Origin of the sequence: Haladaptatus pallidirubidus, from assembly GCF_020700235.1 — an archaeon.
Classification (GTDB): Archaea; Halobacteriota; Halobacteria; order Halobacteriales; family Haladaptataceae; genus Haladaptatus; species Haladaptatus pallidirubidus.
In genome coordinates this window covers 2,202,644-2,222,584 of record NZ_CP085301.1, presented here as the reverse complement: position 1 = coordinate 2,222,584, position 19,941 = coordinate 2,202,644, and the positions used below count along the sequence as shown (strand labels likewise).

25 protein-coding genes and 1 pseudogene are annotated in these 19,941 nt (G+C 51.2%); 16 read left to right on the top strand and 10 right to left on the bottom strand.

Annotation, left to right across the window (positions count from 1 at the left end):
• Window positions 1–52: 52 nt before the first annotated feature.
• Entirely contained in the window at window positions 53–1,000 is a 948-nt protein-coding gene (locus LIX15_RS12075) for a zinc-binding dehydrogenase (protein ID WP_227773437.1), read from the bottom strand.
• A gap of 223 nt (window positions 1,001–1,223) precedes the next feature.
• On the opposite strand from LIX15_RS12075, the gene LIX15_RS12070 reads away from it, so the two are divergent.
• The 3 genes from LIX15_RS12070 (at window position 1,224) to LIX15_RS12060 (ending at window position 3,232) form a co-directional block, all read left to right on the top strand.
• On the top strand, window positions 1,224–1,613 hold the full coding sequence (locus tag LIX15_RS12070; RefSeq protein ID WP_227773436.1) for an SWIM zinc finger family protein: 390 nt from the start codon (window positions 1,224–1,226) through the stop codon (window positions 1,611–1,613).
• 36 nt (window positions 1,614–1,649) lie between these two features.
• Entirely contained in the window at window positions 1,650–2,570 is a 921-nt protein-coding gene (locus LIX15_RS12065; protein ID WP_227773435.1) for a cupin domain-containing protein, read from the top strand.
• Between the two features lie 494 nt (window positions 2,571–3,064).
• On the top strand, window positions 3,065–3,232 hold the full coding sequence (locus LIX15_RS12060) for a DUF1931 domain-containing protein (RefSeq protein ID WP_227773434.1): 168 nt from the start codon (window positions 3,065–3,067) through the stop codon (window positions 3,230–3,232).
• A gap of 74 nt (window positions 3,233–3,306) precedes the next feature.
• Here LIX15_RS12060 and LIX15_RS12055 read toward each other — a convergent pair whose 3' ends face one another.
• The gene (locus LIX15_RS12055; RefSeq protein ID WP_227773433.1) at window positions 3,307–3,465 is read right to left on the bottom strand and encodes a hypothetical protein; all 159 of its coding nucleotides are present in this window, start codon (window positions 3,463–3,465) and stop codon (window positions 3,307–3,309) included.
• 328 nt (window positions 3,466–3,793) lie between these two features.
• Here LIX15_RS12055 and LIX15_RS12050 point away from each other — a divergent pair, with 328 nt between their 5' ends.
• The 4 genes from LIX15_RS12050 (at window position 3,794) to LIX15_RS12035 (ending at window position 6,615) form a co-directional block, all read left to right on the top strand.
• Window positions 3,794–4,900 (top strand): nitrilase-related carbon-nitrogen hydrolase, encoded by a 1,107-nt coding sequence (locus LIX15_RS12050; protein WP_227773432.1) that lies wholly within the window; start codon window positions 3,794–3,796, stop codon window positions 4,898–4,900.
• 130 nt (window positions 4,901–5,030) lie between these two features.
• The gene (locus tag LIX15_RS12045) at window positions 5,031–5,444 is read left to right on the top strand and encodes an SWIM zinc finger family protein (protein WP_227773431.1); all 414 of its coding nucleotides are present in this window, start codon (window positions 5,031–5,033) and stop codon (window positions 5,442–5,444) included.
• 199 nt (window positions 5,445–5,643) lie between these two features.
• Window positions 5,644–6,021, top strand: a complete 378-nt coding sequence (locus tag LIX15_RS12040) for a SprT-like domain-containing protein (protein WP_265338368.1) — start codon at window positions 5,644–5,646, stop codon at window positions 6,019–6,021.
• A 261-nt stretch (window positions 6,022–6,282) separates the two neighbouring features.
• A complete protein-coding gene (locus LIX15_RS12035) occupies window positions 6,283–6,615 on the top strand; it encodes a hypothetical protein (protein WP_227773430.1) in 333 nt (110 codons plus the stop codon).
• 233 nt (window positions 6,616–6,848) lie between these two features.
• Here LIX15_RS12035 and LIX15_RS12030 read toward each other — a convergent pair whose 3' ends face one another.
• A complete protein-coding gene (locus LIX15_RS12030; RefSeq protein WP_227773429.1) occupies window positions 6,849–7,226 on the bottom strand; it encodes a hypothetical protein in 378 nt (125 codons plus the stop codon).
• A gap of 166 nt (window positions 7,227–7,392) precedes the next feature.
• Here LIX15_RS12030 and LIX15_RS12025 point away from each other — a divergent pair, with 166 nt between their 5' ends.
• Window positions 7,393–8,163, top strand: coding sequence for a hypothetical protein (locus LIX15_RS12025; protein ID WP_227773428.1), 771 nt, complete (start codon window positions 7,393–7,395; stop codon window positions 8,161–8,163).
• A 322-nt stretch (window positions 8,164–8,485) separates the two neighbouring features.
• Window positions 8,486–8,989, top strand: a complete 504-nt coding sequence (locus tag LIX15_RS12020) for a hypothetical protein (protein WP_227773427.1) — start codon at window positions 8,486–8,488, stop codon at window positions 8,987–8,989.
• A 901-nt stretch (window positions 8,990–9,890) separates the two neighbouring features.
• On the opposite strand, the gene LIX15_RS12015 is transcribed toward LIX15_RS12020, so the two are convergent.
• On the bottom strand, window positions 9,891–10,235 hold the full coding sequence (locus LIX15_RS12015; RefSeq protein ID WP_227773426.1) for a DUF6176 family protein: 345 nt from the start codon (window positions 10,233–10,235) through the stop codon (window positions 9,891–9,893).
• 156 nt (window positions 10,236–10,391) lie between these two features.
• Window positions 10,392–10,667, bottom strand: a complete 276-nt coding sequence (locus tag LIX15_RS12010) for a metallophosphoesterase family protein (RefSeq protein ID WP_227776879.1) — start codon at window positions 10,665–10,667, stop codon at window positions 10,392–10,394.
• On the opposite strand from LIX15_RS12010, the gene LIX15_RS12005 reads away from it, so the two are divergent.
• From LIX15_RS12005 to hepT, 4 genes are all read left to right on the top strand, one after another.
• On the top strand, window positions 10,558–11,406 hold the full coding sequence (locus LIX15_RS12005; protein WP_227776989.1) for a hypothetical protein: 849 nt from the start codon (window positions 10,558–10,560) through the stop codon (window positions 11,404–11,406). The genes LIX15_RS12010 and LIX15_RS12005 overlap by 110 nt on opposite strands.
• A gap of 132 nt (window positions 11,407–11,538) precedes the next feature.
• A complete protein-coding gene (locus tag LIX15_RS12000; protein WP_227773425.1) occupies window positions 11,539–11,886 on the top strand; it encodes a hypothetical protein in 348 nt (115 codons plus the stop codon).
• Between the two features lie 155 nt (window positions 11,887–12,041).
• Window positions 12,042–12,584, top strand: coding sequence for a type VII toxin-antitoxin system MntA family adenylyltransferase antitoxin (mntA, locus tag LIX15_RS11995; protein ID WP_227773424.1), 543 nt, complete (start codon window positions 12,042–12,044; stop codon window positions 12,582–12,584).
• A gap of 2 nt (window positions 12,585–12,586) precedes the next feature.
• Entirely contained in the window at window positions 12,587–13,015 is a 429-nt protein-coding gene (gene hepT, locus LIX15_RS11990) for a type VII toxin-antitoxin system HepT family RNase toxin (RefSeq protein ID WP_227773423.1), read from the top strand.
• 486 nt (window positions 13,016–13,501) lie between these two features.
• Here the strand turns inward: hepT and LIX15_RS11985 are convergent, their stop codons facing one another.
• Both LIX15_RS11985 and LIX15_RS11980 read right to left on the bottom strand, forming a co-directional pair.
• The gene (locus tag LIX15_RS11985) at window positions 13,502–13,738 is read right to left on the bottom strand and encodes a hypothetical protein (RefSeq protein ID WP_227773422.1); all 237 of its coding nucleotides are present in this window, start codon (window positions 13,736–13,738) and stop codon (window positions 13,502–13,504) included.
• A 134-nt stretch (window positions 13,739–13,872) separates the two neighbouring features.
• Window positions 13,873–14,019, bottom strand: a pseudogene (locus tag LIX15_RS11980) (geranylgeranylglyceryl/heptaprenylglyceryl phosphate synthase); the annotation flags it as partial.
• 141 nt (window positions 14,020–14,160) lie between these two features.
• Here LIX15_RS11980 and LIX15_RS11975 point away from each other — a divergent pair.
• The gene (locus tag LIX15_RS11975; protein ID WP_227773421.1) at window positions 14,161–14,475 is read left to right on the top strand and encodes a hypothetical protein; all 315 of its coding nucleotides are present in this window, start codon (window positions 14,161–14,163) and stop codon (window positions 14,473–14,475) included.
• A gap of 271 nt (window positions 14,476–14,746) precedes the next feature.
• Here LIX15_RS11975 and LIX15_RS11970 read toward each other — a convergent pair whose 3' ends face one another.
• Window positions 14,747–16,060 carry a hemolysin family protein gene (locus tag LIX15_RS11970; RefSeq protein ID WP_227773420.1) on the bottom strand — a complete coding sequence of 438 codons (1,314 nt, stop codon included), beginning with the start codon at window positions 16,058–16,060 and terminating at the stop codon, window positions 14,747–14,749.
• 685 nt (window positions 16,061–16,745) lie between these two features.
• On the opposite strand from LIX15_RS11970, the gene LIX15_RS11965 reads away from it, so the two are divergent.
• Window positions 16,746–17,207, top strand: a complete 462-nt coding sequence (locus LIX15_RS11965) for a YqaA family protein (protein ID WP_227776877.1) — start codon at window positions 16,746–16,748, stop codon at window positions 17,205–17,207.
• Window positions 17,208–17,877: 670 nt separating this feature from the next.
• Here LIX15_RS11965 and LIX15_RS11960 read toward each other — a convergent pair.
• Together LIX15_RS11960 and LIX15_RS11955 are read right to left on the bottom strand one after the other, a co-directional pair.
• Window positions 17,878–18,510: an MFS transporter gene (locus LIX15_RS11960; protein ID WP_227773419.1), complete on the bottom strand. Its 633-nt coding sequence runs from the start codon at window positions 18,508–18,510 to the stop codon at window positions 17,878–17,880.
• Between the two features lie 7 nt (window positions 18,511–18,517).
• On the bottom strand, window positions 18,518–19,111 hold the full coding sequence (locus LIX15_RS11955; protein WP_227773418.1) for a nitroreductase family protein: 594 nt from the start codon (window positions 19,109–19,111) through the stop codon (window positions 18,518–18,520).
• A gap of 430 nt (window positions 19,112–19,541) precedes the next feature.
• Between LIX15_RS11955 and LIX15_RS11950 the strand changes: the two genes are divergently transcribed.
• Entirely contained in the window at window positions 19,542–19,835 is a 294-nt protein-coding gene (locus LIX15_RS11950) for a helix-turn-helix domain-containing protein (RefSeq protein ID WP_227773417.1), read from the top strand.
• Window positions 19,836–19,941 lie beyond the last annotated feature (106 nt).

The following is a 19,941-nucleotide window of genomic DNA, read 5'->3' as shown; positions in this document are numbered from 1 at the left end:
GAAAACGCAACCGACGACGGAACACTCGACGCCTTCTCATCAGAAGACGATTTCAGTCACCGGCGATATCCAATACAACCTTGCCAGTGAGTCCGCTTCCTTCGATCATCTCGTGTGCCTTCGCCACCTCCTCCAAGGGGAGAACCGAATCGATAACCGGTTCGAGCTGACCACGTTCAGCGAGCTGTCGTAATCCTTCGAGTGGCCGTCGGCTACGTTCGAGGAATAGCATCTCAATTGTGAGGTTCTTCTGGTACGCATTCCCCCATTCACCCTCCGGTTCGAGAATGGTAACCAGTCGACCATGCGGCTTCGTAATGCCCGTACTTTCAACCAGCGTGTCACCCCCGACAGTGTCGAAGACGAGATCAACCGGCTCATCGAACTCTGACTCGATTACGTCAGCAAATTCCTCTGATTTGTAGTCGATTGCGCGAGTCGCACCGATATTTTCGGTCTGTTCAACCATTTCAGGGCTCGCTGTTGCGATGACCTGTGCTCCGGCAGCGTGCGCAATTTGTACGGCGTGGGCACCGACACCGCCGGTACCGTGGATCAGTGCCGTCTCACCAGCTGCCACATTGCCCCGCGTGATGATTGCCTCCCATGCCGTTCCACCAGCGAGCGGGAGCGCCGCTGCTTCGGTGTGGGAAAGATTTGTAGGCTTCTGAGCGACAATTGATTCATCGGCAACGTGGTATTCGGCGTAACTCCCCTGCTTGCCGAAAATCTCTGGTGTGTAGAACACTTCGTCACCAGGTTCGAAGTCCATGACAGCTTCGCCCACAGCTTCGACAACACCGGAGACATCGTACCCGATGACTGTTGGTGGGGAGATACCAGCCCATGATCCAGCTTGGCGAATCTTGTAGTCGACAGGATTGACTGACGACGCATGCACCCGAACCAAGACTTCGGTCGGTCCAGGAGATGGCTTCTCGACATCGCGGTGTTCGAATACGTCGGTACCACCGAAGTCTGCGATAACCATTGCGTCCATACCCAACAGTATGACCGCCACTGGAGTATAGATTGTGTCCACCTGGGTGGTACTGGGAAGCCCGAATTAAGCCGCAGATCGTTTTGCAGGGAGGCGAACCGCAATAAATCGTATCAATCAGAAGTAGCTACTATTTCAATCAACAGTCGATGATAACGCGTTTGGACGAGCATGTCTGTCCGAACAGAACCAGCACTGGTCTTCCTGAATAGATTGAAAGACCATGAGTACAAAACAATCCACTGCCCGTGAAGCTGACGAGACGGCACAGAAACGCGCACAGTGGGAACAGTTCCGGTTCCGCGTCGAGGCTCTCGGACAGGTCGAAGTCACCACCGAGAGCCACGAGAACCCCGCTGAGCACCAGTACACCGTCTCCATCGACGACGTAACCGAGAAACTGATGGCCTGCACGTGTCCGCACCACGTCCACCGCAACGCCTTCTGCAAGCGCATGGCCGCCGTCGAGCACGCGGCTGATGACGGGACGCTCGACGCCTTCCCTTTGGAGGATGACGACGATGTCAAACCCGAAGACTGCGACTGTGAGGGCCTCGGTGATTTCCCATGCTGGCCGTGTGTGCAAATGGGACGAAAGGAACTGCCGAACTAACCACCGCTTCAGTCTTTTTTATCCGTGGTACGCCAATTGACGATCTCGGAGATCACCGACCAGCGAACGTTGACGGAAAGCGCGAACGCTGTGACCGATGATACACCTGAGACACCGACAGTCCTCCTCGACCGAGCACAACGGCACGCAACGAGCGTCGCCAGCGAACACTTCCTGAATTTGCCACCCGACAAAGAAGTAATCCGGCTACGACTCCACCGATACGATATGAGCGGTGACATTCGAGTTGTCGATCCGACGGATAGAGATCGGACCGAACCGATGGCTGGCCTCATTGAGCAGACGCTGTTTCACGTTGCTGACTATCGGTTCGTGCTGCTTCGGATCGACGAGAATACGCCGTGGCACGTCCGGGAAGGAGCCATCTATGGATGGGTTCGCACTGGCCAAGGACGGATTGCACATAGCGAAGGTCAATCGACAGCCATTGAGACAGGCGACTTCCTCCACGTGCCTCCCACAACCGTTCACAGGTACATCGGCGGGGTTGATCAACTGGAGATCCTGGCAGTCGTTACTGGCGATTCTGACATTACGCAGGTCGCTGCACCGCCGACTACTGATATAGACTCCGAGCCGGCCATTGTCGGTCCCGACGACCTCGTGTCAACGGTCGAGAGTCCAAACCTGATTCGAGAGACACCGTTTCCTGAAGCTGCGGTCCTCATGATGCGTGTCCAAGCAGCCGGAGGGGCCGCCGCTGGTTGGCATCACCATGGAGAGAATGTCTATTTTGGCTATGCTGTTGACGGACCGAGCGAGACCGAGTATGGTCCAGCGGGCGAGAACAGTGCACGGATCGAAATCGGCGAGTGTTTCCATGTCCCGCCGGAGCTGATCCACCGCGATACGAATCCGACTGATACCGCCCACACGGGGATCATCTGGCTCTGCGGTGGCGAACCCTGGATCGTGAACGTCGAGGGTCCTGGGTAATGCCGTCTTCACTCGATTGCAAGGTGCGCTTGAGATACAGAGCAGAATCCCTTCTCTGTATTCGGCACGCGATTCGTATCGTCTATTGAGGGTTGCAACAGGGCAATGAATTCGACTATGACGGACGCTATCCGGAGACGATCGCGGTCGGTGGTATCACCCGAGCGTTAGATCTAATTATCGGTGGTCCTGAGAGCGATTATGATGATGGTGGGAGTAATATACTCACTACTCTTCTGGAATTTACCAGATAACCACCCGCGGACTCAATTTTCCACGCTCCAACTCACCCCTTTCATGCAACTCCTCAAACCGCTGATGCACTGGCCGTCGCTCCATCCCAACCGTATCTGCGACCCACCGAGCAGTCACCGCCGGAAACTCGGTCTCACGAATTACTCGAAGAATATTGTCATCAGTGAACCGAATTACTGGTCCTTTTTCAACCATTTCACCACTGGTCTTTTGTAGTATTATCCCGTCTGGGCGCTTGTATGGGCAATTTGATTGTCAAAGCGGCAGTGAAAGAACAGCTCGAAGACCAGAATGTGGCGAGTGACTTCTACGATGCACTTGACGAGGAAGTCGCAGCAGTCCTCGAGGACGCCTCTCGCCGAGCCGAGGAAAACGATCGCAAAACCGTCCAAGCGCGCGATTTGTAACGGTTCACCGCTTCACTGTAGTATCAACCTGGTTTTTGTCGCTACACAGAACTCAGTTCTCTAGCAGCTGACCGCTACTCCGTCCGAATCCAGATCACCCGCCGCTCCTCCGGCTTCTTCTTTCGAATTTCGTCGTTCTCATGCAGTCGAGTGAGAACGTTATAGGCCGACCGTCGTGACCACCCAAGTTCGTCCGCGATCTCGCTCGTCATGTAGGGTCCGAGAGGTTCCATGACGTCGAGGATATCCGCTGGCTTCCGTTGATGAACAAACTCGCCTCCCTCTCATTGTGATATTCCATTGTTATTTTGGAGATGACTCTCCCCAATGTCAGCCGTTCTGCTAGAGTCAATATTGGAAGACAAGTGTTCCAAACTGTCGGTGAATATCACTCACATCAATCGATCTATTAGCCCCAGTCAACTTACGAGAAATCTATTTGCCCACGAGATTGATTAATGTCGTTGGTCACTGATAATATTGTCTCTGCTTGTCAACCCCGGTCAATGACAGCACCACACATAATTATGTCCTATCCACAAATAATACAATCGAGTACCGATGGCGAAGATCGAACAATACACTGCGGTTGGTCTCTCTCCAACCGTCTGGGGTGCGACAGAACGTAGCGATATACAGAAGAATCTTGACCACATCCACGACAATCTCAAAGCGGCGACGTGGCTGAGTAGTCTCGAATTGCCAGTGAAGCTTGCCGTCATTCCCGAGGGGGCGCTTCAGGGATTCACTGATGAAGTCATGGACATGGATCACGCGACGTACGCAGACGAGATCGCGATAGACATTCCTGGTGACGAGACCAACACACTTGGTGAATATGCTACAGAATTCGAGACCTATATTGTCGCCTCAGCGAAGGAGAAAGCTGAACCGAAGTTTCCAAACAAGTTCTTTAATACTGCATTTATTATCAATCCAGACGGTGACATCATCCTAAAACACCGGAAGGTGACGCCACTCCTCCCCGTTGAACGATCGGTCAGCCCGCACGACGTCTGGGATGCGTGGGTCGCAGAATACGGCAGAGATTTAGACGCTTTTTTCCCAGTTGCAGACACGGATATCGGACGTCTTGGCATCTCATTGGCTATCGAAGGGGCCTATCCGGAATATGTTCGCGGCCTCGCGATGAATGGGGCAGAGGTTATTTGTCGGATTTCTTGTCCTGAACCTCTCGTTGCTAATGACGGATGGCGTATTCAAAATCGAGCCCGGGCACTCGATAACACTGCCTACCTTGTTGCACCAAATTTGGGTACCTACTATCTCACACCGGATGAAGAGACGCCCGTTGACACCTTCGGTGGTGGGTCGATGGTTGTTAACCATCGAGGTGACGTACTTGCTGAACACGACTATGGTGCCGGATCCTCATATGTCGGAGCTCCCATCGATATCGAAGGATTGCGTGAACACCGTACTCGATCGCCGCTGACAAATTGGTTGAAAGACCTTCGCACTGAGCTATGCCAGGTCATTTACGATCGGGAACTCTACCCAAAGAACCGTTATCTCGATGCACAACCACCTCGCCATGACAAGTATGCCGAAGAAGTCACGCAGGCGCGTATCGACTCCATGATCGAACAAGATATCTGGGTACCACCGTATCAAGATCGAGGCGAAGCTAACGAACCCATAGAGTAACCCTTTCGAACTGTTTTTCCACAATCAAAAACAGTGTCTAGCTAACGAGCAAGCACCTCTTGGAGGCGGGTCTCAGGCATCCAAGGTTCGTCCACACTCGCTCTCAAATCCGATCCTATTGAATGCTGGGTTGACGAACGCATCGCATGCAAACCCAACTGCAGCGCTTGAAGCTGACGAGACGGCCCAGAAACGCGCACAGGCCGACCAATTTTCCTTCGACGTCAATGCCCCCGGACTCATCGAAGTGACCAATGAGAGCCACGAGAACCCCGCTGACCACCAATACGTAGTGACGCTGGACGACGTGACCGACAACGTGATGGCGTGCACCTGCCCGCACCACGTCCACCGGAGCGCGTTCTGTAAGCACATGGCTGCCGTCGAAACTGCGACGGATGACGGAACGCTCACGGCGTTCCCATCGGACGACGACAAGACAGACGAAGACGACGCTGAACCTGAAGAGTGCGATTGTGATGGCCTGAATGGCTTCCCGTGCTGGCCGTGCGTCCGCGCACATCGTAAGGAACTGCCAAACTAATCATCTGTCACGTTATCTAATTTTATGGCGCAACAATCGAAACTATTGGATATGGTCGCCCAGCGAACGCTGACCGAGTGCGCGGCTAGTTCGACCGAATGCGCGGACGACACACCGACGACTGAACGGAACCTGCTCGACCGAGCACAAGCACACGCGGCGGACGTCGCCGCTGCGCATTTCTCTGACCTGCCGATTGATGCAATTGCGTGGGAGGTGTCCCAGCGACGACAGCGGTCGGCAGGGGCGACGAATAACGATCTCGCTCGCATGGGATGCATTCGAGCAACACGGTTGGGAACAATTCAGTTCGACCGTGTGCCATGAATTGATTCACGCATGGCAGTACCACGAGTTCGGGGAAGCGGACCACGGGCGAACGTTCACCCGTTGGACCGATACTCTCGACACAACCCAGCACTGCGAGCGGTTCACATCGCCGAACTGGTGGGTGATTTGCGAAGACTGTGACGGGCGACTCGCGCGTTATCGGCGCTCGAAGGTTGTGAAACACCCTGAGAAGTACAGTTGTGGCGACTGCGACGGGTCGCTGCGAGTTGAGGAGGTTACTGAATGAGTCCGAAGCGCTGCCCGGCGTGCGGGCAAACGGTGATGGTAGGTACGATTCGCGGCCCCTCGGCGGTCACGATCTATCCTTGCGGCCATGAGATCTACAGGGCGGCGTTGATCGACGCTCCGGCCCTCCCTCAGTCTTTCATTCGTTTGTTTTTCGAACGGTACAGACGCTAACGTAGGTTAGTAGGTTATACTAACGGTGTGTATTCACTCTCAGTCTGGCTGGCAATTCTTTACGGTGTGTTCTCGCGAAGCGTCTAGTATGCTCCGTGAGACGGCCCTCTTCGATGCGCTCCATAGCGAGCTTGCGATCGTCTTGGAGGAGACACGGGACGACGGGATCGACACTGACCGACTTGCGACGCAACTGCTTGAAAATGATGGAGCTAGACGGCTGCTGATTGGCGTAACTGAGGATGCAACAGCGATTCTCACTTACAACCGACTGACGAACTCGATCACGCGAACGCCGATTGAGGCTGACGGATTGGATGGCAGCAGGAGTCGGCATATCGACCGGCAACGGACGGAAGGGCAAGTGCTTGAGTCAGTGCAACAGCTTGGACGTTTTTCGACTGAGTGCAATCGAAGATGATAGCATTGAGAAGCTCCTAACCCTATCGAGCGGTGATTGTAGCCTAGAAGAGCTCCGGAGGAATGGGGGGTGGATCGAGGGAGGTGGATCAGGAGTGATGGCGCCAGATCCGGTGATGTCAAAGCGCCCTCGACACATGATACCGTTTAGCACGAATTAATAAATACTTTGTGGTGATATGGAAAATAAAACAGAACATCTTATTCAATAAGAATGACACTACTCTCCTCTATTTAGGAAAGAACTCTCCGCAGGGATGGGATGATCGAACCAACAACAAGACCTTCAACGGCAAACAGCGGAATAATCATGAGGCCAACAACGACCGAGACATAGGCACCGATCGCCCCTGCAACGTTGAGACTTCCCGTCGAGAGAACGACATTGATCGCTCCTACTCCAACGATAACAACGAGAGTCAATATCCCGCCAATAAGCCCAGCAAGGCCACCGTCATAGAGGCCATCAGCCATTGTATTTGCTGACCACCCAGCAATCAGGCCGCCAAGAATCCCCCATGGGGCAAGACCACTACTGCCACTCAGGATGCCGATTACGCCACCAGCAATTGCTGTGCCTACTGCCCCGTGGTAAACGTTCTTGTTAACCATTATGGACTATCCATTGACATTAAATATAATACTTTCCACGAATATTCAGCCTTCAAATAGCACGCTCAGTTAGTGTCTCCTTGAATGTTCAGAGAGCACGGTTCAGTTGACTACACAATCAGGTAATCCACTAGGATCATATTACCGACCACTAACAGAGAAACTAATGGCTCGCAACTCGCTTGTCGCTGTGGTCGTTCTCTGCGCAATTGCAGGTGGTGCTCTCATCTTCGACGCCACACTCCTTGATACACCCTCTCAATCAGACGAGACCAAACTCACAGGAACACTCGCTCTTGGACTGACCGCTACGGGTCTCACAGATCCAGGCAAACTGACGGACGCCCATGATCGGATTCTGACGGATGAGTCGTTCACGTACCATGGGAAGACGGTTCTCCAGTATTCAAATGGCACTTTGGTGCGCCGCTCAAATACGACGATTCAGGCTGCACACAACAACACGCAGTTTCGATTTACAGAGGTCTATTCTGGCCACATTCCACAACTCTTTGGCGCAAAACAGGGTCAGTTTGAAACCTGGTCGAATGGTAACCGAACACTTGCTCTCTTCAAAACTCCCAGACAACACCAGTATCAGCAACTAAGAGACCATACAGACACCTTTGGTTCGTTAACGAACAACGACCGACTGTACGTCTTCTTTAATGGGTTTACGATAACATCAATTGAGAAGGTCAACAACTTAGAATCAACAACGCAGTTGTATCGGCTGCACTCAACCAACTTGAGTCGGCCATCGCTACTCACAGATCAATTTCTACCAGCGACAGTCGACAATGGAACGTTTTCTGCGGTTGTCGATTCATGGGGTATGGTTCATCGCTATCAAGTGACTGCCACCGGGGACTACATGGTGAGACTGTGCGCATCCAAGAATCTGGAACCTATTCTGCAATTGATGATACGCAGGTAACGCGACCCGCATGGTATGAAGCAGCGATCGCAAATACGACACAGAGGACTACCGTTGGCTAATTTCTACCCCTCTTTGGTGATTCTGTTTCTGGATGGTCTAGGAGTGTGATGAGTAGGGTTGAAGATTCTGCTAACTGTTGCAGGTGATGGATGGTCGCTCATTGTTTCTAAGAGGTGAGAAGATAGCTTACCGATATGCCTTGGCACCCACGACAACGAGTAGCGGTGCTCTGACTGCCGATACGACAACAGGGAGAGTAGTATCAAAGAGGTATTTCACTCATCACGAAGCTTATTCTCCAATAACCCCCTAAATAGGTATGAAGCGACGAACGACCCTCTCATTCCTCACCGCGGGACTCGTCTCCATAATTAGTGGGTGTCTCACCGGCAGTATCCGCGATGCAGTGACTCCTACATCGGCGAATGGCGCAATCGAAGCCACGTCGTTTCAAATCCTCGGGAACGATGCAAATCCGGGACAGTCAGGGAACCCACCCACCGTACGCTTCAATGGCGAAACGAAGCAAGTGATCATCACGGGTCGTCTCTACGTTGGTTCGATCGAATGCAATGAAGCCGTGTTACAGAACGTCACGTACAAACAATCCGAGAACCGGCTTTCTGTTGTCGTCACGCATGGAAAAAGTGATGCACATCCTGATAACCAGCTCTTCGGGTCTGGTGTATGTGATGCTGCGATGAGTTCAGATGCCTATCGAGCAGTAGTCACATTCCGAAAGAGGCTACCTAGACGTGTGCTGGCCACCGAGCGTGGCGCATTGGGGGACACTACCTCAGTAACTGCCACATACGATATGTAGCGAACTCGTTGAGATCCAATGATGTGTGTATTCAATAATTTCTCAACTGCGTGTATTTCATCGCTGTATAACCGCTGCTTAGTTCAGCTCTGCTGAACAATCGGGCAAAAGTCGTCTGTTTTCTAGGACTTCGACTCATTTCAAAATGCGTGATTGATTTGATAACCGAAGTAGAACATGCGGCGGCAGCGAGGTCGATTTCTTGAATTTGCCCAATTTAGGCGATTGACTTCCTGTGGGCAGTATGAGCGGCAGTACACCCTCCCCCAAAACTCCCAAATCAATCTGTACGCAGTTCATGGCGGGTATCTATTGGTTCGAAGCAGCGAGCAAAGATTACTGGACTATAATGAGCTCATCTAGACATCTGTCGACTGCCTGTTGATGAGGCAACTGTCTGGCGCTAAATCGATATGAATAGTTGTGCAAGAAAGATCGCTGTTATCACGAGCGCGAGACCGGCCATCCCATAGGCCAATGGCCCGTATTCCGTGGGTTTACGTTCCTCTTTCTCTGGCTTCCGCAATCTGATGAGGCCAGTAAATAAGATCGTCAGTCCTACGCCAGCACGAAGAACACTTTCTATGTTCAATTGAAATTGAGTGGCTACCAAAACTTGGGCTATCAAGACAGCCCCGCTATACAGAAGGCAATACGTCACAAACCGAGCTGGGCGCATTAACGACAGAATTGTTGTCTTTGGTACATATTCCTATCGGTGACTCCAAAGATAGACCCAATAAAGTCAATTTTTCACTCTATAACCTGGATAGTGAATTCACCCCCCACCGCGTCCTCGGGGAAGCGTGAAACCTTGTCTGCCATGAGAAGGGCTTCAGAAGACAGTTTTTGCCGTTCGAAATGGGAAAATAGCGATCTAGCAGATCTACATGTCGTACAATCACGGACGATCCGGATTGGCTAAATGGTACAGAGGTTCGATAATCTCCTCAGGTTGGTCTTCAGCCACGATTTCTCCAAGAAGTTGTTTGAATTCTTGATCGAGGTCATGCTGGGAAGACTCGAATACTTCATGAGCCATCTCGAGATCCTCGGCCTCCATGTAGAACATCACGTAATCCTCATCCTCTGTCGAGTTGAGAAATGCCGCCTCAGAAAAGACGCTTTCATCTTGCAATGTTTCGATGGCTTCGTCCCGTCGGGAATTCACTTCTTCTACCCATTCGCGGAGTCGCTCTATTCGCCCTGGTTTGAGTCGATATCGAAATAGCGTTGTCTCGGCCATTAGTTAGAAATTTGCTATATGAAATAAATACGTTTGGGATGGTGGGAAAACAATCGGGCCTATATGGAGAATATTTACTACTACTTTCAATTGTGTCAAGAAGTGTATCATCACGGGACCCGTCTCGGTCTGTGCGCAGTTCGCAGGGCGAAATTATCACGCCTCATGGACAGTTACGTCGTTATCGCCATCTGTAACTTCAACAGTCATCATCGTTGCTCTGCCGTCAGCTGGGCCGACACCCGTCGCACTCCCTGGATTGAGCACACGAATATCGTCGTGGGTTTCACTCTCGACGACGTGAGTGTGGCCGCCGACACCAATGACTAGGTCGTCTGGGTTAGCTCTCGCTCGTGCCGTATCGACAATCGCGTCGAGCCAGTCGTCGCGGTCGAAGACAATACCCTTTGAACTCGAAATCGCCTTCTTCACATGGTTCACACAAACTGGGAACCAATCGAACGCAAACGCAAGTCTCCCGATTGGAATCAACCCGCAGAGGTACGCGAAACACTTCGACAAGCGGGTCAATATCGCCAAGCAAGGCGCAGATAAGACGGGTAAGAAGGCGATTGACGACGTACTAGAGCAAGTAATCGACAGCGATACGGTCGTCTACTTCCCACCCGGTCGGTACAAATTGAATACGAACCACCGCCACGTCGGGCTGCAAAACCTCGGGATTATCGGCAATAACGCCGTTCTCACTCACGGAACAGTTGAAGCGATTGATGGCTTCGACATGACGAGCGGTGAGTATCACGGCCCAGCACAACACTTCAAAATCGGAGTCCCTGACAACCCGCACAAAGGCAAATTCGTGTTCGGTGGGTTCATCGCTAATTGGCGGGGGAAGAACGAAGGCATGCAGATCTTGAATCACCACACAAACGGCACGTCGGTGACCGAAAACATTCGCCAGCAAGGGATTCACAGCCTTGGCTGTCAAGGGCCATTTCGAATTGACGCTCACGGAGCGAATGCGAAAGCGATTGTCCGCGGGGTTGATCTGCGCTTCGGCGGTAAGAGCTACCAGTTCACGATTAATACGCGCCAAGAGCGATCAGGCGGTGGGACAGAGACAGGGAGGTCGTGGGCAACGAGCGGAATCACGACCCATCCCGAAGCGAAAGGCCATCCCCGGGTGCAGCAATCGATGTGTGGGGGCTAGCCCGACAACGGCTTTTATCTGGCCGGTGGTCCGAAGCAAACAGTAGAAATCGTCAACTGTGTTACGGCGAATTCCCATCCCTCGAATATTCGAATTGCGGGCACAGACTGCCGCATCAAGGGCTGTACTGTCGTGACTGGCTCGAATTTCAACAAGAACGGCTTCTACTTCGAACAGCGTCCGCTTCGGTTAGACGGTGGGACGTGTACAGTGTCGAATACGCAGATCAAACAGCTGCTCCCAACAGGATGGTCAGTAACGGTCCAGCACGCCATCGAGCAAGCAACGCTCAAGAACGTCTCCGTGGGGATTTACAAGCACCCACAGTTAGCGCTTGTCGTTGACGACGGTGTGGGTCGCTGTACGGTCAATGGATTCAATGTGAAAACGAACGGCTGGCAGGGAACACGCGGATCTCTGTTTCGTGGGTGGCCTGACGTCGCGAAGAATATCACCGTGAATGGCCGCGCAATCGCTTGAAGAGTCGACGACTGGATAACGGTGGTGGTACAAGATTTAGTGAGTGGCGCTGTAGATAAGATCAGATCTTTTCTCAATTATGGACGAAGGTGAAAAACTGGTATAAATACCGACGGGGAAATCCAGATGGCGCTCGTTTACGCTGGAGGTGGTGGATGACGGGTGAAGCATCCGATTGTTACGATTATCGCTCTGGTTGCCAGAGCAAGTATCGAATTCGCACAGTAGAACACAGCATTAAGTATGTTGCCCGTGTACTCTTAGATATCATGTGGGAACGGAAGGAAACGACAATTCCGAATCTCAATGTCGATCTCATTGTCGAGGTAATCGACGAAACTCCCGCAACCCTAACGATTCTGTATGGCTCCTATGCGCGGGGTGATGCCACTGTGACGAGCGATATTGACCTCGCCGTTGAGTTTGGAGAGTCGCTCTCGTCTAGTGAGCGAACGCAAGCACGTCTCGATCTTGTTGAACGATTAACGACCAAACTGAACACAGATGCTATCGATGTTGTTCCCCTATCACAGGTCCCACCAGCACTCCTAGAGGAGATCCTTACAGATGGAATTCTCATCTATGGATCGCCAATAGATGTCGAACGATATTCTGACCAAACAGTTAAGACAACTAGTCATCAGGAACGACTTGCTGAATTTGATGACCTGCTTGCGGACCTCGAACAGGTTGTCTAAGAATGGACGAACGAACAGAGAGCCGGATTCTCGAGAAGGCTCAATACATCAGTGAAGCACTGGCTGTCCTTGTGCAAAAACGTGAGTCGCTCTCTTTTGCAGACTACCGCGCACAGCGTGAACAACGAGACATTGTTGAACGAGAATTCGAAACAACAATCGAGGCATGCATTGATATCGGTAAAATGATTCTCAAAGCTGACGGTGAGACAATCCCACCAACTAACGTGCAGGTTTTTCACGAACTCGAGAGACAGGAGATCCTCGATACAAAAACTGCAAGAAAGATGGCACAAGCAGCTGGCTTCAGAAACATTCTCTCACACCAATATGGAAACGACATCAACGATGAAGATGTCTATAACTTCCTCCACCAAAACCTGCCACTCTTTCACGAGTACTTAGGACAAGTGCGTGATTTCCTCGATTAACTCACTGAATATGGTCGTGTACTCTTCTACAGTCGCGTGAACCGCGTTTTCGCCCATTTTCATGTCGTATATGCGTTCCCTATTAGTGACATCAGCACACAGGTGAACACTGCCCAAGTGATGCTTTGAGGGTTGGGAACGCGGGGATCGCTATTCCGTGGGTGGCCGGACGTCGCCAAGAATATCACCGTGAATGGCCGGTCTGTTACGTGACGTGGCGGTCACCCCAACAATCATTTTACAAACATGAATGGAGATTGTATATACACGACCATTGGAACGAATGCGACGAACTGCCAAGAACTGAGTACGGAACCCCTGCTGATCGTGCCGGGAGTACTCTTGCTCGTGACCAGCATCGTCGGTATGCAATCGCTGCTACCAACGCAAATGAATCATCTCATCCAACCGTTTCTGTTCCAATGGCGGTCATCGGTTTGCTGCTGACCGAGATCTCGTTGGCGAGTTTGGCCTACACAACCCGTTCTAGCGAGTAGTTCCGGGAACGAGATCCCAGACTTTCGCTGTCGCGACGTACTCGCTATCCTGCTCTTCGATATATCCTACTGCAAGAGCCTCGGCTATCGAATCATCGATATCGCCGTCAAAACGACCATGCTGGGTTGCAATTACACCGATGTGGTCGCGATCAATCGTCGGACGGTTGTTCCCACCCGTGTTGTGCTCGAAAATTCGTGCTACGATTGCGGCATTCTTGCTCATGTCAAGTGGTAGTGTCCGAACGGCGTTAAATCGGTGGACGATATTGGTTAGTATAAAATACTAACCTACAAGCAACTGATTGCAGGTGCACATTCTCGATCGACACACTCACCACGTCGATTGTAGAGCACAGATTATGACTCCTGCTTCGCATCCCTTGTTCCGCGAACGGTTGCTTTGACCGCCTCGATACCGGTCTCATGGAGCACATCGCCGACAATGACCGTATCAGCAACACTCGCCATCTCGTAGGTCGAATCGTAATCGTGAATCCCACCACCATAGAAAAGCTGCGCTTATGAGAGTACATCTCGTGTGGCAGCGATAACAGCTTGATCAGTCAGGGAAACTCCCGTGGCCATCACTGGTGCACCCCTGAATCCTGCTATCGTTTTCAGGAGGGATATTGCCGTGGGTGTAAGATGGTGGAGACACAAGCGGTGGAAAACAAAAAGTATACAAGTCAAATGAGAAAATCGAACAGTATGGACGTATCGTTGCTTGTTGATTGGATATTTCTACTTGTTGCAAGTGGGACTGCACTCTTTGCAGGGTACTTAGCTATCGGCAATGGGAATCATGCAAAAGCACTCCAGACTGGTGCGATCAGTATCTTATGGTTCAGTATAGTACTAATCGATGGATACTACAACACACTTGTTTCAATGATTGCTATTGGAACTCTCGCTTTGGTGTGGATACTCACACAAAATCGAAAAGCAGTTCACCGATCATAGATTCCTTTTAATTGAAATTTATGAGATGTCCCCGATCCCTTCCAATCCAAGTATCTGTTTTCTCCTTCTCAAAATCTCCGCATGTTAACAAACTCAGCACTATTTCTGCTAGATAAAGATGGTAGTAAATATTGAGGTTTAGCACAAGATAATATTGACGAACTGATAAGAAAATTGGGAAGAGCATGTATATATAACGCTATGACCATACGTTTTAACTCCGTATCATACTGGCTTGAGCGTCCTATTCATAGTCCACCTCTTGAGTCGATCAAGCCTGCTGAATTTCAAGACGTGTGATTCGTGCATCATCAACAGCAACAACCCGGAAACTGTAGCCATCCTGTTCGATCTGATCATTGACCTCAGGTGCTTGCCCCATATGGCTGAAGACGAATCCACCAATCGTCTCAACAGTTTCACTCTCGAAGTTAGTATCCAACCGGTCGTTTACCTCCTGGACAGGTACACTACCGTCAACGATGTATTTCCCATCGTTTTGGTCTTCAATAAAGGGATTTTGAGGTGCTGTATCGAATTCGTCTCGGATATCGCCCACAATCTCCTCGAGAATATCTTCAATAGTTACGATTCCCTCGAAGACCCCCCATTCGTCAATTACAACAGCCATCTGCCCGCCTCCGTGCAGCTGAAACTCGGCAAGGATTTCGTCGATCCGTCGTGTTTCCGGCACTACGAGGACGTCTCGCGCGAGCTCACCAGCAGTGAGTAAATCATCGTGATTCGTCGCTGTTTCGATTGCTCGGAGGATGTCCTTTGCGTGGACGAATCCAACCGGATGTTCTCCATCTTCGTCAAGCACGAGATAACGTGTATAGGTTCCATTGGCAGCAACTGACCGAAGCTCTGAGAGTGGCATCGAAGCAACCACGGTTTCTACGTCGGGGCGCGGAACCATGACCTCGCGAGCGATCGTATCTCCGAGTTCGAAGACACTTTCGATCATCTCGACTTCATCAAGATCGATATGTCCCGTCTCTTCCGATCGGGTGAGGATCATCAGAATCTCTTCCTCAGAATGCGTTTCCTCGCCTTCGGATGCCGGAGAGACGCCAACGAGGTGAGTGAAGTAGTTAGCAGTGCCGTTGAAAACGATGAGACCAGGCAAAAATGCATAGTAGAAAAATTTCATCAGTGGCGCAACGAGCAGCGAGATACGTGCAGCTTCCTGGATAGCGAATGTCTTCGGCACGAGTTCACCGAAGACCACATGCAGGAAGGTGATGAATCCAAACCCAAGCGCGAAAGCGATCAGGTGGAGCGTCCCGGAAGGTACAAACGATCCGAGTACGGGCTCAATGAGGGCTGCAACAGCCGGTTCGCCAATCCACCCAAGACCGAGAGACGAAAGCGTGATCCCCAATTGGCTGACGGCGAGATAATCATCTAAGTTCTCAATGGCATCTTGTACGAGGTCTGCTCCAGGCCTGTCTCGTTCAACAAGCGCGTTCACCTGTGTCGGCCTGACTTTGACAAATGCGAACTCCGCAGCCACAAACACTCCGTTCATAATCACAAGGAAGAATGCGAGGAGCAGTCCACCCACCGAAACCAGATCTACCATACCCTCTCATTGACGTGTGGGGGACTTGTAGGAAACGGAAATCGAGTCAGGCGATATGAATTGGCCTTCACCATGTTTGTCCTAACTACTCGAACGAACGAGATAGCAAAAATACTGGTTTGGATCCAATATATGGTCAAAGAGATGATCCGAGAATAAAAAGAGAAAAAGAGCCTACGCGAATCGACGGTTCAGGAACTCGGCGCGAAACTCGGAGGCGAGATTACTGAAGTGCCTGATGTTATAATTATTAACTATTCTGACGTATTTGATAAACGGCGCTTTTTCCACCACAATTTCACCGCGCCCCAAATAATCACCACTAAAAGGCCAACAAGTAGTGCACCGATCTCTAGTATGGTTACCATGCAATTAACAGAGTTCTCTCTGTCATTAGTAATAAGTAATAGGCTTTTCAATACATTATGTGATAATAGTGGCATTTTAGACTCTGGATTGCTATTTTGCCTCCTAGCGTAGATGTGATTTCGATTAACGAAGCAGATCTATCGAGAAAATGAAAAGAGATTCGATATGAGGTCAAAGAGTAAATACTTACTACTGACTCTCGCATACTCGTTGTGACTACGTCTCGATGAGAAGTGAGTTAATACGATATAGCCTTTTGGCCAGCTTCACTGACGGGCTTCATGTTGTTATCGAAACGGCAACTGACTGGCCAGGAATGGGCCTCGTGTTCATCTACTCGTTTCTTATTGCATTTATTCTACCAGGCCCAAGTGAAGTAGTATTAATTGCGCCATTGGATCTCGGATTTCCGCACTGGGCGCATTTAGCAATTATCATGCTCAGTAGTGCTTTTGGCAAGGCTCTTGGGAGCCTATTAGCATTTCATATTGGCCAGGAGGCGAAAAAAGCGGGGCCAATTGTTCGATGGTTGCGTCGTTCTCGGTTTGATGTCCTTGAGTGGTCTGAAAAACGGACAGTCAAGTTGGCACAAACCTACGGCTATTGGGGATTGGCAGGTGCTTTGTGTATCCCCTTTTTCCAAGATACGGTCTCGATCTATGTCTTCGCCATACTCGAAGAAGATTATTTTAAATTCGCTCTTGCTACGTTTCTCGGCAGTCTTGGCCGACTCTTGGTCACTGTTCTCTTTGTTGGAAGAGCGTTTACAATACTTTGACCATGAGTTGACATCCTCCCCGCTGCAAACGGCGAGGATTCCCCGAATTGGGATATTACGGTTCGCGGTTAACAACCTGTTCTCGTTGGGCGAAACAAGCTGGCTTAACTAGTGCCGGCGTATGTATCGTGTCGTCATTTAAAGCACGACCGATAGCTTACAATGGGATACCTCGCCGTTGTCTCGACTCCAAACACCGCGTAGAATGGATCTCAGATCAGAAGGATGCGAACGCATTAGCGCTTACATCCCTTCTTATAGCAACATGTGCAATGACATTCTTCTTCCCTTCGACGGAAGTGACGGCGCAATAGACGTGCTCCATCACGGCAGTGCTATTGCACAATGGGCAGATGCGACGATCCACGGCGCGAGTAGCGTGTAGTTGCAATGCCAGGTAGCTCGTGCGTCGGGAAGATTCGGATCGACAGAAAGACTGCCGACCAGATCCGCGACGGTCGGACTGTCTCTGGTCGACCCAACATAGCGGAGCGAGAATCGAAATTGGCTATCGTCATGGCTGTCAGCAGAATAGTCGGAGAAGTCATAGGACAAGTCCCACCGAAAATCAAACTCCGGTTCCGGACTCTTCTCTCGTTGCAGGACACTGGTGGGTACTTCTCCTCGGGATGGATATGCTGGCATACACTTTATCTCAAACTGATCGGAGTCACTCTGTGTCCGATGACGGTTGTGGTACGTTTCGTCCGCTGGAAGTGTACCGTCGATGTCCAACCACAAATACGACCGTGAGTAGGAGCATTACTACGCCAGCGATCTCGTAGGTAATGGCGAGGCTTACCCGTTCGATGATGGGTTGGCTGAGGATCGGTGAGAGAAACTGGCCGAGGAAAATCATACTTGAGACCCACCCCAGAGCACGTCCTCGCCTCGCCTGTGTGACCGTTTGTGACACCCATGTGTTTGTGGTCGGGATGAGGAGTCCCCACCCAAATCCGGCAATGAGGAGACCGATCACAATGCCGAGAGCCGCGCTGCTGAGGCTGATAATCACATACCCAGCACCCATCAGCCCAAACACGAGGGCAATGAGGAGTACAATACCGAACTGAGCTTTGAACCGTTGGAACTGCGACGAGAAAATCATGGCCGTCACATTATAACTCGCAAGGATAAAACCGGTGAGCGTGCCGCTGACAGCCGCCACTGTCTGCAAGTAAAACGGTAGCTGAATTGGAATCAAATAGAACAACATACTGCCGATGAGAGTGATCAGATATATCATTCCCAACATCACCACTGGGATTTCGGCGAGAAATCGACGCAACTCGGTGACATTCATAAGTGTGTTAGCCGTTGTGTCGGCGGAATCGATCGCTTGGCTCTTCGCCTTCTTGCATCTCTATAGGGAGCGTCTCCGGTGGTCCTCGAATGCCAATCGCTGCCATCGCCTCGATCGCATAGCCCGATGGAATGGAGAGGACTGCTGCTGCCTGTTCGTAATCGAAACCTTCCATCCCATGTACGACCAGCCCTCGCCTGGCTCCTTTGAGCGCGATGTTTTCCCACGCAGCTCCCGCATCAAACGAGTGTGTTTGGGAGGGTTCCCCATTAAAGTCGAACGTCGTTTTTGAGATCATAACGACAAGCACGGCTGCCTGTTTCGCCCACGTCCTGTTGCCGTCCGAAAGGAGGTCGAGATAGGCGTTCCAGTGGTCACCGTTTCTGGTAGCATAGAGGAAGCGCCACGGCTGGTTGTTGTACGATGAGGGGGCCCATTTCGCCGCCTCAAATAACGGCATGAATTCGTCTTCATTCAACGGATCACCAGTCATCGACCGCGGCGACCAACGGTTCACGAATAGCGGAGCGATGTCGTAGCTCGGGGACCGGTGTTCGCGTACGTCGTTGCGGATCTCTTCTTGTGGATTTCGTTCATCCATGTCAGAGGAGTAGACGAGAGACTGCCGTGGCTTCACGCGTAAGCATACGTATCCAATTAAATAGCCTGGCAGTTGATTGTGGAGTGAGATGCCTCACATACAGCTGAGGATCAAGGGGGCGGCAGTGGAGGATTGGTTGGCAGATATCTCAACCGAATTTCCGAACGCTGAGTTTAGAGTGCTAACAGCCCAGCCTAGAGATGATGGTGTGCTCTGAATTCTCGAAGTCACGACCCCCGACGGGGACGCACTTGTTCACCAGTTCGAGGACGCAACTGAGGTACGTTCGTACGAGGTTCTTCGTATCGATGAGGAGATAGTACTGATCCAGCTCAAAATCCCAATATCGGAGTCATGTGATGCCATCATTGCATCGGATAATCTTCCACAATATCCCGTTCGCCTTCATGATGGGTGGTTTTCTGCCGAGGTGACGGCCCCACACGAGCAGTTGGCGGCGTACACGGCTGAGTTAGCCGCAGCTAGCATTCCATACGAGATTATGTCGTTAACTCAATCACACGATTCAGGTGAACTGCTCACGGATCGCCAATGGGAGTTCATTATCGAGGCAGTCGAGCACGGCTACTACGATATGTCCCGAGACTGTACACTCACGGAACTGGCAGAAGTTCTTGACATCAATAATTCGGCGGCGAGCAAATTGCGTCATCGGGCTGAAAGTCGGATTATCAGGGAGTTTGTCGCTGAAGCAGCACTGTAGCCAAGACGAACGAACGAGCCACTCTGCCCGGGCTCCCACCTCACTGGTCATCCAGCCGTGAAGGCGGCAAATCCAAGCGATTATCTCTGATCTAGTTGTCTCCTGG